Source organism: Streptomyces sp. NPDC021012, assembly GCF_044333355.1.
Taxonomy (GTDB): domain Bacteria; phylum Actinomycetota; class Actinomycetes; order Streptomycetales; family Streptomycetaceae; genus Streptomyces.
Genome location: NZ_JBIRQU010000007.1, coordinates 217,891 through 230,411 on the forward strand (window position 1 = coordinate 217,891; position 12,521 = coordinate 230,411).

Here is a 12,521-nt window from a genome sequence, read left to right on the forward strand (position 1 = left end):
ACTGCCGGTCACCGTACGGACCGCCCCCCGGTCGCACGGGCGCGAGGAGCGGACCGCTGCCGCTCGCTCCCGTCCCGGGCTTCAGCCCATGCGGCGGGTGAGCGCGGCCAGCGCGCCCGGCCGGCTGCCCGGGACCCGTCGCCGGAGGGCGACCATGACGGGGCCGAGGGCGCGGGCGCGCTCGGGGTCGCCGATCTGCTCCCACTGGTGGTGGGCCCGGTCGACGGCCCCTTCGACGTCGGGGTCGTCCGGGCGCTGCAGCAGCCCGAGCCGGGCCTCGGCGGCGGCGAGCCAGAGCTCGCAGCTGCGGGCCGGCTCCCCGGCGAGGCGGGCGAGGTCGGCCCGTACCTCCGTCCAGTGCACGGCCTCCATCGACCGGGGTCCGTGCCGGCGCAGGGCCTCGTGCTCCCAGGCCGCCGCGACCGCCGCCGCTTCCCCGTGCCGACCGGCCATCGCGGCCGCGAGGATGGCGGGATGGGGGTCCGGCACGGGCACCGGCCCGCCCGTTCCGGCGGGCGGGGACGAGGACGGGGGCGGAGGCGGAGTCGCGGGGGTGAACGCCGGGGGGATCGTCGGGGGGATCGCGGGCACGGGTACGGGACGGGGGGCGGGGGCGGGACGGGGAATGGGTGCGGCAGCGGGTGCCGGGCCGGAGGCGGACGCGGGCACAGGCGCGGGTGCCCGGCCGGTCGCGGGGACGGGCCCCGGAGCGGGCATGGTGGCCGGTGGGGGTACGGGGGTGGGCGTGAGGAAGAAAGGTTCCGGTGCGGGCGCCACCGTCACCGCCCGTGCCGCGGCCTCCGCGTGGGCGGCGGCCGGTGTCAAGCGGGCGCCGGAGCGCCGGAGTTCGGCCCAGGCGCGCAGGTACTCGGGGGTCGTGGGCTCGCCCTTGCGCGGGGCGGGCACCACGCGCCCGTGGAGCAGGGGTCCGGGCCCCAGGTACAGCAGTCCGGGCGCGGCGGTGAGGCGGCGCCAGACCTCCGGGTCGGCCGCGAGGTCCGCGACGACGGTCGTGGTGCCGGGCTGCCGGGCGCCGAGTTCGGCGGCCAGCCAGTGCCAGGGCAGCGCCGTGTAGCGGAGGGTCGCCGGGGTGGTGCGGGCGAGCGCGAGGTGGGGCAGCTGCTGCCGGCGGTCCAGATGGAGCTGGCCCGCGAGGCAGACGACCAGGGGGCCGGGGCTCGCGGCCGCCGCGCGGAGGCGGGTGAGGACGGTCTGCGGGTCCAGGGGGTCGGCGAGTTCGACGACCGTGGCGGCCGTGGTGCCGGTGAGGACCCCGGGCGGCACGGCGGCGAGCACCGGCAGCACGGAGGCGGCGTCCATCGCGCGGCCCCGGCCGGCGGGTGCGGCGGCGAGCAGGACGGCGGTGCCCATCGCGCTCGGGGCCGCCGCGCCCGCACCGGCGACCACGGCGCTCGCGGCCGCGGTGCTGGGCGTACGGCCCTCCGGCACGACCGCGCCCGCTTCCGCACGAGCCTCCCGCGCAACCGCCCCGGCTTCCGCACGCCCCTCCGGCACGACCGCACTCACTTCCGTACGGCCCTCCCGTACAACCGCGCCCGTTTCCGTACGCGCGTCCGACCCGCTCCCGGCCGCCCCGCCCGTGACCGTCGTGTCCGCGCCCGCCGTGCCGATTCCGTCGTCGTTCACCACCCCAGCACCGTAACGCGTCGCGCCCTGTCCGATAATCGCCGGGCCTTTGGCATATGCCAGAAGCACCACCGGATCGAGTGTTGCCAAATCCCTTACGGGCCGTCCCGGGCTGTGCCACAGTCGTGCGGGGGCCACCTTCCACACCTGGCCGCGCCGCGCCTGTATCGGAGTACGACATGCCGTCCCATCTGTTCGCGGACCGCCCCGCCCAGCCGCCGGAGCCGGGCGCGGTGGACGCGCTGATCTCGCAGACCCGCCGCCTGCGCGGCGAGGTGGACGCCGTGCGCCGGGACGCCGTGGCGGACGAGGACGATCCCCAGCAGCGGTGGCAGCGCGCCCTGTGCGACCTCGCGGTCCACCAACTCGACGACCTGGGGACCCACTTGGGGCAGCTCCGGGCCGGAGTCCCGGCGAGCGCCGCTCCCGGGGACGGGGCCGTGGACACCGTCACCGAGGCCGCCGGCACCGCCGTGGACACCGCGCGCGCGACCGAACCCGGCACGGCGTACGGCGTGGCCGCCCCGCCCCGGACCGGCTCGCTGCTCTCCCGGGTCGGCAGCGCCGAGTGGAACCTGCTCACCGACGAGGTCAGCTGGTCCGAGGAGCTGTTCCAGATCTTCGGACGGCCCCGCGAGAGCGGCCCCATGTCGCTCGACGAGATGCCCACCATGGTCCTCTCCGAGGACCAGCCCGCCCTCCAGGGGATGGTGACGGACTGCCTGATCGACGGGAAGCCGATCGACGGCGAGTTCCGGATCGTCCGGACGGACGGCCAGGTGCGCACCGTGCACATGACCGGCGAACCCGTGCTCGACACCGACGGCTGCACCGCCTCCATGTGGGCCGTCCTCCGAGACGTCAGCGAGCTGCGGCGCAGCGAGCGGGCGGTCCGCGAGAGCCGGGACAGCCTGGAGCGCAGCCGTCAGATGGAGCGGACCGAGCGGCGGGTCGCCGTCGAGCTCCAGGAGGCGGTCCTCCCGCCCTGGCGCGGCTCGCTCCGCTTCGCCCACGACGGCCCCGCCCCGCTCGACGTGGCCGCGCACTACCTCCCGGCCGCCAGCACCCGGCTGATCGGCGGCGACTGGTACGACGCGCTCGCGCTGCCCGGCGGGGACGCGCTGCTGACCGTCGGCGACCTGACGGGCCACGGGGTCGCCGCGACCTCCTCCATGGCCATGCTCCTCGGAGCGCTGCGGGGCATGGCCGTCGCCGGCATCCGCCCCGCCGCGCTGATGGGCCACCTCAACCAGCTCCTGGAGACCTCCGTACAGCCCGCGCTCGGCAGCGCCATGTGCTGCAGGTACGACCCGGTGGCCCAGACCCTCACCTGGGCGCAGGCCGGCCACCCCGCCCCGCTGCTCTTCCGCGACGGGACGGGGCACGTGCTCCGGCGGCCCGAGGGCGTCCTGCTCGGGGCGACGACCGGCGCCGCCTACGGCGAGGCCGAGACCCCGCTGCTCCCGGGCGACCTGCTGGTCCTGCACACCGACGGGCTGACCCGCGGCAGCGGCTGGGACGACGAGGCGGGCATGCGAAGGCTGCTCGCCCTCGGCCCCCGGCTCGCGGAGGCGCGGGAGGCGCAGGACGGCGTGCGCGCGGTGGTGGAGGAGTTCGGTGAGGAGTCCCGCGTGGACGACGCCTGCGTGATGGTGGTCCGGGTCGCCCGCTGAGGGCACCCGGTGTGAAGACCTTCCTGAGCCTCCCCGTCCTCCGGGACGGGGAGGCTCAGGCCTGTCCGGTCCGGGGGCGGTTGACGGGGGACCTGGGGAGGGCGAGCTCGATCTCCTCGCGCAGGTTCTCGATCCTCGAGTAGCCCGCGTACTGGCCGGTGAGCCGGTACATCTCCCGCAGCCGGTCCCAGGTCCGGTGGGACGAGGTGTCGCCCATCGACATCAGGGCGAGCCGGGCGTACCGGTCGGCCTGTTCCGGGTCGTCGGCGATGAAGCAGGCCGAGGCGAGCGAGATGTGGTCGAAGAGCTTCGACCGGTCGTGCCCGCCGCGCCGCAGTTCGAGCGCCATCTTGGCGTGGCGCTGCGCGGGGACCGCCGCGGCCGGGTCGTGCTCGGCCAGGGTGCGGTAGGCGAGGGCCTGCATGCCGTGCATGTCGGCCTCGTCGAAGTTCTGCATCCAGCTCGGCTTCTCCTCGCCCGTGTCGGAGACGAAGAGGTCCTCGGCCTCGCCGAGGGTGCGGCGCATCGCCTGGCCCCGGCCCATCGACGCCTGCGCCCAGGCCTCGATGGTGTGGAACATGGCCTGGGTGCGGGGCAGCACCCGCTCGCCCGAGCCCGCCTTGGCGAGCTTCATCAGGTCGAGGGCGTCGTCGGGGCGGCCCAGGTGCACCATCTGGCGGGCGGCCCGGGACAGCGCCTCGCCGGCCCGGGGCCGGTCGCCGCCCTCGCGCGCCGCGTGGGCGGCGATGACGAAGTACTTCTGCGCCGTCGGTTCGAGGCCGACGTCGTGGGACATCCAGCCCGCGAGGACGGCCAGGTTGGCGGCGACGCCCCACAGGCGCCGCTGGAGGTGGTCGGCGTGGCGGTAGGCGAGCATGCCGCCCACCTCGTTGAGCTGGCCCACGACCGCCTTGCGCTGGAGGCCGCCGCCCCGGGAGGCGTCCCAGGCGCGGAACACCTCCACCGAGTGCTCCAGGGCCTCGATCTCCTCCGACCCGATGGGGGCGGCCTCGTAGCGGTCGAACCCGGCGGGGTCGGCGTGGAGGGGATCGATGGTCCGTGGGGCCGCGCTCTTGCGTGTGGGGTCGGTCTGCAGCCAGTCGTGCATGGCACTGCTGAGTACGGAGCCGGCGGCAAGCGCGGCACCCGCGCCCACCAGGCCGCGTCGGTTGAGCATGAGGTCCATTCCCGTGAATTCGGTGAGGACCGCCGCCGTACGATCGGGTGCCCAGGGCAGCCCGTCAGGGTTCTCCGTCTTCCTGACGTCCTGCTTCCTTCCGGCGCGCCCGTGTCGTACGAACCCGAGGTCCTCGATGGTCACGACACGGCCGAGTCGCTCGGTGAACAGTGCTGCCAGCACCCGGGGGACGGGATCGCGCGGGGTCTCGCCCCGGTCGATCCACCGCCGCACCCGCGAGGTGTCCGTCGCCAGCTGGGGGTGGCCCATGGCCGCCGCCTGCCGGTTGACGAGTCTCGCGAGTTCGCCCTTGGACCAGCCGGCCAGGCCGAACAGGTCTGCCAGGCGGGTGTTGGTTTGCTCGGTCACGTCTAAGCCCCCAGGTTCTCGGCTGAGTTGACAGTAACCCCCTGTCATAGGCCTGGCGACAATTCGCCAGGGTTCGCCAGGGTGCGCTCGATGTTCCGCCACCCGCGCGCGGGTGTCAGGTAGGAACGCGCCACCCCGCCCCGCCGACCGGCCCTCATTCCCCAGGGTGCGGACCGGGGGCGGGCGGGGCGACGCATGCAACTCGTCGGCGCACGAAGGGATCTGTCACCTCCATGTACACAGCATCGTCCTCCGTGTCCGCACCGCCCCGGCCGCAGCACCGCACCGTCCCGGCCGGCGCCGGGCCGTACCTCGCCCCCGCGCCGCAGGTCGTCCGGCCGAGGCGCTGGGTGGGCGGCACCGGTACCCAGCCGGTCAGCGGGCGCATCGATCTGTCCGGCCCGCAGGGGGCGCAGCTGAAGATGGCGATCGCGTCGGTCCACCGGATCTGCCCGGAGTTCAACCCGGTGCAGGTGCTGCGGCGCAGCGGCCGTTCCGTACTGATCGTCGGGACGACCGGGCGGACCACGGCGGTCGCGAAGTGTTTACTGGACCACTCCCCCGCGTGGGTCGAGCGGTTCCGGCACGAGATAGCGTCCTACCGCTCCTTCGTCCGTCACCGTCCGCCGGTGCGGGCGCCGCGGCTGATCGCCGCGGACCCGGAGAACTGCACGCTGGTGATCGAGCGGATGCCCGGACGGGCGGCGGCGCTGTCGCGCCACCCCGTCGAGGCGCCGCCCAGGGCGGACGTGCGGGCCGCGCTCGGCGCGATCGCCCGGCTCAACGCCTGGCGCCCGCCGGCCGGGACCTTCGACGCCCCGCTGGACTACGGGGCCCGGATCGCGCGCTACCACGAGCTCGGCCTCTTCACGGACCGGGACCGGGACGACCTGCAGAAGCTGCTGCACGGTCTGGCGCACGCGGGCGGCCGCCAGGGGATGGGCCAGTTCTGTCACGGCGACGCCCTGCTCTCCAACATCCTGCTCTCCCCCGCCGGACCGGTGCTCGTCGACTGGGAACACGCGGGCTGGTACCTGCCCGGCTACGACCTGGCGACCCTGTGGGCGGTGCTCGGTGACGCGCCGCTGGCCCGGCGGCAGATCAGTCAGCTCGCCCAGCAGGCGGGCCCGGCCTCCCGGGACGCCTTCCTGGTGAACCTGATGATCGTGCTGACGCGGGAGATCCGTACCTACGAGACGGCGGTGCAGCGCACGATGAAGGAGGCTCCGCCGGCCGGTTCCGTGCCGGTGCCGTCGGGGGCGCTCGCGCCCGGCGAGGAACAGCGGCTGCTGCTGAGGCGGCTGCACGACGACTGCGCCATGGCACGGCGGGCCGTGCGCGCGGCGGTCGGGACGCGCTGAGCGGGCGGGTCCGACCGACCATACGGGGGCGGTGCGCCGTGAGCCCGGTGCCGACACACCGGGACGCGGCGCACCGGCTTGTCCGCGCCTCCGCGCTTCCGCGCCGAGGAACACGCGGGAACCGCGTGGAACCGCCTCCAATGGTCCACTCCAGTGACGCGTCCCAGGCCCGGGACCCGTCTTCGCGAAACTCCGCCACATGGCCTCCATTCCCGCCCTGACGTGGGAACTTCCTTTTGCGCAGGTGTGATTGACGGGACGTCCGGGAGCCGATACCCCTGTACGGGTTCGGCCCCGCACGCCCCCGTGTCACCCCCTGCCTCTGGAGGCTGCCTTGTTCCGTTCCGCGTCGCGCAGACGTCCGTCACCGATCCGTGTGCCGGGGGCGGTGGGCGCCCTGGCGTCCGCCGCCCTGCTGCTTCCCCTGCTGTCCGCCGCCCCGCCCGCCGGTGCCGAGGTGCCCGAGGCGGGTGTCCTGCAGGGGCAGTTCGCGCGGGCGGCCGAGCGGCAGGGCGTGCCCGAGAGCGTGCTGCTCGCCGTCTCGTACCTCCAGTCGCGGTGGGACACCCACGGCGGTGCGCCGAGCGTGACCGGCGGTTACGGGCCGATGCACCTGACGGACGCGGCGACGGCCCTGGCGCGGACCGTGCCGCACCACTCCGAGGGCGGGGAGGACGCCCGTGGCGACGACTCCCGCCCGGTCCGTACGACTTCGGACGCGCCGGTGCCCGAGGCCGCCGGGCTGCCCGAGGGGCTGCGGACCCTGGAGCGGGCGTCGGAGCTGTCCGGGATCCCGGCCGAGGAGCTGCGGACCGTGCCGGCCGCGAACATCGAGGGCGGGGCGGCGCTGCTCGCGGCGGCGCAGCGGGAGGCCGGGCTGCCGGCGAGCGCGGACCCGGCCGACTGGTACGGGGCGGTGGCGCGGTACTCGGGCGCGGACGACTCGGCGACGGCGGCGGTGTACGCGAACGACGTGTTCGACGTGATCCGGACCGGGGAGACGCGGACGACGGACAGCGGGCAGGTGGTGTCGCTCCCGGCGGCCCCGGCCGTCGCGCCCGCCACCCGTCAGCTGGACGCCCTGGGGCTCCGCCGGCCGGCCGGCGGGCCGGTGGAGTGCCCGGCCTCGGTGGCCTGTGAGTGGGTCCCCGCGCCGTACGAGGAGTTCGGCGACGGCGACTACGGCAACCACGACAAGGCGGACCGGCCCGCCTCCCAGTCGATCGACTACATCGTGATCCACGACACCGAGGCCGACTGGAAGACCACCCTGAAGCTGGTGCAGGACCCGACGTACGTGTCCTGGCAGTACTCGCTGCGGTCCTCCGACGGGCACATCGCCCAGCACCTCTCCCTCAAGGACGTCGGCTGGCACGCGGGGAACTGGTTCGTGAACGCCAAGTCCGTGGGCCTGGAGCACGAGGGCTTCCTGACCTCGCCGGACTCCTGGTACACGGAGGCGATGTACCGGACGTCGGCGCGCCTGGTGCGGTACATCGCGGGGCGGTACGGCATCCCGCTGGACCGTCAGCACGTCCTGGGCCACGACAACGTGCCGGGGCCGACAGCCTCCTCGGTCAAGGGCATGCACACGGACCCGGGGCCGTACTGGGACTGGGCGCACTACTTCCGACTGCTCGGGCGTCCGATCACCCCGAGCGCCGGTCCGCACGCGGGCGTGGTGACGATCCGGCCCGACTACGACTCCCACCGGCCGGTCTACACGGGCTGTGTGACGGCGGGGCAGGCATGCGCACCGCACGGCAGCGGGGCGGTGCGCCTGTACACCGCGCCGAGCGCCGACGCGCCCCTGGTGAAGGACATCGGTCTGCGGCCGGGCGGGCAGGACTCCACCACCGGGGTCAACGACACCGGTGCGCGGGCCTCGACCGGGCAGAGCTTCGCGGTGGCGGAGCGCCGGGGCGACTGGACGGCGGTCTGGTATCTGGGACAGAAGGCGTGGTTCGAGAACCCGGTGGAGGAGCCGACGGCGGTGAACGTGCGGGGGCGGGTCCTGACGCCCCGGGAGGGTCTGGCCCAGGTGCCGGTGTACGGGAGGGCGTATCCGGAGGCCTCGGCCTATCCGGCGGGCGTGCCGGTGCAGTCGGTGTCGCCGCTGCCGTACAAGCTGCTCGCGGGTCAGCGGTACGTGGTCGGGGGCAGCACCCCCGGCGAGTACTACTTCGCGCCGACGTTCGATCCGAGCGGGCACACGGTCGTCCGGGGCCAGGAGGAGTACTACCAGATCCAGTTCGGCCATCGGGTCGCCTTTGTGAAGGCCTCTGACGTGGTGGTTTCCCAGGGCTGACGGAGGTCTGGCCGAAAGGTGCGGGGTGGTGCCGGTCGTGGGGTCCGGCGCCACCCCGTCGGCGTTCATACGACTATTCAGGAGATCGCGTGCGCCGTCCGGGCGGGGGGTAAGGCTGGGCCGGTCAAAGCCCCAGCTCACCGGAAGGCCCCCCAGGAAATGCCTCAGCCCTTCGTTATGCCGGATTTCTATGTTCCGTATCCGGCACGGCTCAATCCCCATGTGGAGGCCGCCCGCACGCACACGCGTGACTGGGCACGGGAGATGGGGATGCTGGAGGGCTCGGGGGTCTGGGAGGAGCACGACCTCGAATCCCACGACTACGCGCTGCTCTGCTCCTACACCCACCCGGACTGCGACGAGGAGGCGCTGAACCTCGTCACCGACTGGTACACCTGGGTCTTCTTCTTCGACGACCACTTCCTGGAGGTCTTCAAGCGCACTCAGGACCGGGCGGGCAGCAAGGCCTATCTGGACCGGCTCCCGCTGTTCATGCCGGCGGACCCGGCGGCGGGCATGCCCGAGCCGGTCAACCCCGTCGAGGCGGGACTCGCGGACCTCTGGCGGCGGACCGTCCCCTCGATGTCCGAGGGCTGGCGGGTGCGGTTCGCGGAGGCGACGGAGCACCTGCTGTACGAGTCGCTCTGGGAGCTCGACAACATCAACGACGGGCGGGTCGCCAACCCCCTGGAGTACATCGAGATGCGCCGCAAGGTGGGCGGGGCGCCCTGGTCCGCCGGGCTCGTCGAGTACGCGGCGGGGGCCGAGGTCCCGGACCAGGTGGCGTACTCCCGGCCGCTGCGGGTGCTCAGGGACGCCTTCTCGGACGCCGTGCACCTGCGCAACGACCTGTTCTCGTACCAGCGCGAGGTGGAGGACGAGGGCGAGAACAGCAACGGCGTCCTGGTCCTGGAGCGGTTCCTCGGCTGCACGACGCAGGAGGCGGCGGACGCCGTCAACGACCTGCTGACCTCCCGGCTCCACCAGTTCGAGAACACGGCGCTGACCGAGGTGCCGCTGCTCGCCGCCGAGAAGGGCCTGGGGCCGGAGGAGTGCGCGGCCGTCGCGGCGTACGTGAAGGGGCTCCAGGACTGGCAGTCCGGCGGTCACGAGTGGCACATGCGCTCCAGCCGGTACATGAACGAGGGCATGGTCGGCGGGCCCTCGCACCTGGACGGGATCATCGGGACCTCCGCCCTCGACATCCGGAACCTGTTCGGCCGTCAGGCGGCGTCCCGGCACCGCGCGTTCACGCATGTGCCGCACCAGCCCGTGGGGCCTTCGCTGCTGCCCGAGTTCGACCTGCCGTACCCGCTCACCCTCAACCCCCACCACCGGGACGCGGCGCGGCACACGGTCGACTGGGCCGAGCGGATGGGGCTCCTCGACGACCTGTGGGACCGGCCGATGGCGGAGGGCTTCGACCTCGCGCTGTGCGCGGCGGGCCTCGACCCGGACGCCTCCCCCGAGGAACTGCGGCTCAGCTCCGACTGGCTCACCTGGGGAACCTACGCGGACGACTACTACCCGGCCGTCTTCGGCCGGACCGGCAACCTGGCCGCCGCGAAGGAGCAGACCGAGCGGCTCAAGGCCTGCATGCCCCTCGACGAGCCGGCGACCGGCGCGGCGTTCGCCCTGAACCCGCTGGAGCGCGCGCTCGCCGACATCTGGGAGCGGACCGCCGTTCCCATGGCGTCCGGGGCGCGGACGGAGCTGCGGACCTCGCTCGACGTGATGCTCGACAGCTGGATGTGGGAGATGCACAACGTGGTGCAGCACCGGGTGCCCGATCCGGTCGACTACATCGAGATGCGCCGCAGCACCTTCGGCTCCGAGCTGACCACCCTGCTCTGCCGGCTCCGGCAGGAGGCCGCGCTGCCGCCGGAGCTCTTCCGGTCGGGCACGGTGCGCGGCCTGGAGAACGCGGTCATGGACTACGGGGCGCTCGTCAACGACCTCTTCTCGTACCAGAAGGAGATCGAGGTCGAGGGCGAGGTGCACAACGGCGTCCTGGTGCTCCAGAAGTTCTTCGACTGCGACTACCCGACCGCGGTGTCGATGGTCGACGATCTGATGCGGGGCCGGCTGCGCCAGTACGAGATCCTGAAGCAGCGTGAGATCCCCCTGCTCTTCGAGGACTTCGGGATCGACGCGGCGGGGCGGGAGGCCTTCGGGGAGTACCTGCGGGGTCTTGAGGACTGGCTGGCTGGCGTCCTCAACTGGCACCGGAACGTGCGGCGTTACGGCGCGGAGGACGTGCACGCGGGCAGTGGCAGCACGCTGCTGCGGGGCGGGCCGAGGGGGCTCGGCACCTCGGCGGCGCGGATCTCCGAGCTGCTCGGCGCGGGCCGGCGCTGAGGGACGCCGAAGGCCTCCGGGACGGATCCCGGAGGCCTTCGGAGCGTCGTGTCAGGGGCGGCGGCCGCGCAGTTCGTCGATCTCTCGGCGCTCGCGCTTGGTGGGGCGGCCCGCGCCCCGGTCGCGCACGGCGGCGACGGCGACGTGCTCACGGGGCGGCGGGGGCGGGCTGTTGTCGACGTACGCCTCGGCGGCGACCGGCGGGCCGACCCGCTTGACGTGGAGCTCCTTGACCTCGACGATCCGCTCCCGGCCGCCGTGGTAGACCCGGACCTCGTCGCCGGGCTTCACGGCCTGGGCGGGTTTGACCCGCTCGCCGTTGACCTTGACGTGTCCGGCCCGGCAGGCGGCCGCGGCCTGCGAGCGGGTCTTGGTCAGACGGACCGCCCAGATCCAGGCGTCGACGCGCGCGCTCATCGGCCCCCGCTCCCCGTCAGCCCTGCTGGAACAGCTCGGCGGGCAGCGGCTTGAGCAGCGCGTACAGGTCGTCGGTGATCGGCCGGTCCCAACTGGCGATCGTCACGAGGACGTTGTCGCTGCGGTCGAACTGGACGCAGGAGATGCGGCTCTCGGAGAGCTTGAGGCGGCGCACGATCAGGAGGTTGTCGCCCTGCATGACGGGCACGTCCTCGGTGTCGAGGACCTCGACCGGCTCGTCGTTCTCCAGGGCGGCGAGGAGCTGCGCCACCTCGAAGGGGATCTGGCCGTCGGCGAGCTCGCGCGCCGGGGAGCCCTCGGGGAGGTTGCCGATGATCATCGCGGGTCCGCGGCCGCCGAACAGGTCGTAGCGGAGGAACACGCCCTGGCAGGAGCCGTCGGGTGCGGGCAGCAGACCGGCGCCGAGATTGCCGGGCCAGTCCCCCGGGTCCATGGCCAGGACATCGAAGTCCGGGCCCGCGGGTGTGGCGGCGCTGCGGCGGCGGAGGAAGGACATACGGCCATGGTACGTGCCCCGGCGCGTGGCGCGACGCGCCGGGCGGCGACCGCGTCCCGGTCGCGTCCCGGTCGCGGACGGTGAGCCCGACGGCGGCCCGCTCACGGGCGGTGAGCGTGTCCGCGCGGCCCTGTGCGGCCCTGTGCGGCGCGCGACGGGCCGGGGGCCTCGGTGGTCACCCGGAGCGCCCGACCGGTCACCGAAGGCGCGCGCCAGGCGCGGGAGCACCGGGCGAGTGGCCCCGCGAAGGCCCCGGAGCAGGCCGGGACGCTGGGACCTTCAGTCGGTCGAGCCGGCCGATCGCCGCGAGAGGCGGTCCAGGACGGCCAACGCCTCATCTGCCCGGTCGTGTTCGACGAACAGGTGGTCGTGGTGGAATCCGGCCACCACGTTGCAGCTCAGGCCGGCGGCGGCGAGCTCGGTCGCGACGGCCGCCGTGAGGCCGACGGCGTCGAGCGCGGAGTGCACCCGGAGCGTGATCCGGCCCGCCACGTAGTCGTAGGCGAGCCCGGCGGCGTCCGCCTCCTCCTGCCGGACGACGAGGGTGAGGCCCTCGGTCTCGGCGACGGTGACGACGGGGGCGACCCCGGCCGGGGCGGGGCCGTCCACCGTGGTGAAGACGTAGCGGCCGGGGTCGAGTTCCGGGCGCATCCCGGCGAGGAGCCTGGTCAGATCACGTTCCGCGTGCATGGGG

Annotated in this window: 9 protein-coding genes; 4 read left to right on the forward strand and 5 right to left on the reverse strand. The window is 74.0% G+C overall.

Annotation, left to right across the window (positions count from 1 at the left end):
* Positions 1-81: 81 nt before the first annotated feature.
* On the reverse strand, positions 82-1,371 hold the full coding sequence (locus ACH4TP_RS23925; RefSeq protein ID WP_398439232.1) for a hypothetical protein: 1,290 nt from the start codon (positions 1,369-1,371) through the stop codon (positions 82-84).
* A gap of 455 nt (positions 1,372-1,826) precedes the next feature.
* On the opposite strand from ACH4TP_RS23925, the gene ACH4TP_RS23930 reads away from it, so the two are divergent.
* On the forward strand, positions 1,827-3,320 hold the full coding sequence (locus ACH4TP_RS23930; protein ID WP_398439069.1) for a PP2C family protein-serine/threonine phosphatase: 1,494 nt from the start codon (positions 1,827-1,829) through the stop codon (positions 3,318-3,320).
* A 55-nt stretch (positions 3,321-3,375) separates the two neighbouring features.
* Here the strand turns inward: ACH4TP_RS23930 and ACH4TP_RS23935 are convergent, their stop codons facing one another.
* On the reverse strand, positions 3,376-4,866 hold the full coding sequence (locus tag ACH4TP_RS23935; RefSeq protein WP_389225664.1) for a hypothetical protein: 1,491 nt from the start codon (positions 4,864-4,866) through the stop codon (positions 3,376-3,378).
* A 233-nt stretch (positions 4,867-5,099) separates the two neighbouring features.
* Between ACH4TP_RS23935 and ACH4TP_RS23940 the strand changes: the two genes are divergently transcribed.
* The 3 genes from ACH4TP_RS23940 to ACH4TP_RS23950 all read left to right on the forward strand — a co-directional run bounded on the left by ACH4TP_RS23940 (position 5,100) and on the right by ACH4TP_RS23950 (position 10,893).
* Positions 5,100-6,227 (forward strand): aminoglycoside phosphotransferase family protein, encoded by a 1,128-nt coding sequence (locus tag ACH4TP_RS23940; protein ID WP_398184770.1) that lies wholly within the window; start codon positions 5,100-5,102, stop codon positions 6,225-6,227.
* A 388-nt stretch (positions 6,228-6,615) separates the two neighbouring features.
* Positions 6,616-8,535 carry an N-acetylmuramoyl-L-alanine amidase gene (locus tag ACH4TP_RS23945; RefSeq protein ID WP_398185242.1) on the forward strand — a complete coding sequence of 640 codons (1,920 nt, stop codon included), beginning with the start codon at positions 6,616-6,618 and terminating at the stop codon, positions 8,533-8,535.
* A 159-nt stretch (positions 8,536-8,694) separates the two neighbouring features.
* Positions 8,695-10,893, forward strand: coding sequence for a germacradienol/geosmin synthase (locus ACH4TP_RS23950; RefSeq protein WP_398439070.1), 2,199 nt, complete (start codon positions 8,695-8,697; stop codon positions 10,891-10,893).
* A 51-nt stretch (positions 10,894-10,944) separates the two neighbouring features.
* Here the strand turns inward: ACH4TP_RS23950 and ACH4TP_RS23955 are convergent, their stop codons facing one another.
* From ACH4TP_RS23955 to ACH4TP_RS23965, 3 genes are all read right to left on the reverse strand, one after another.
* Positions 10,945-11,310 carry an RNA-binding S4 domain-containing protein gene (locus tag ACH4TP_RS23955; protein ID WP_398184764.1) on the reverse strand — a complete coding sequence of 122 codons (366 nt, stop codon included), beginning with the start codon at positions 11,308-11,310 and terminating at the stop codon, positions 10,945-10,947.
* Between the two features lie 16 nt (positions 11,311-11,326).
* On the reverse strand, positions 11,327-11,827 hold the full coding sequence (locus ACH4TP_RS23960; protein WP_024757478.1) for a hypothetical protein: 501 nt from the start codon (positions 11,825-11,827) through the stop codon (positions 11,327-11,329).
* Between the two features lie 279 nt (positions 11,828-12,106).
* Positions 12,107-12,517 carry an ACT domain-containing protein gene (locus ACH4TP_RS23965; RefSeq protein ID WP_398439071.1) on the reverse strand — a complete coding sequence of 137 codons (411 nt, stop codon included), beginning with the start codon at positions 12,515-12,517 and terminating at the stop codon, positions 12,107-12,109.
* Between the last annotated feature and the right edge of the window lie 4 nt (positions 12,518-12,521).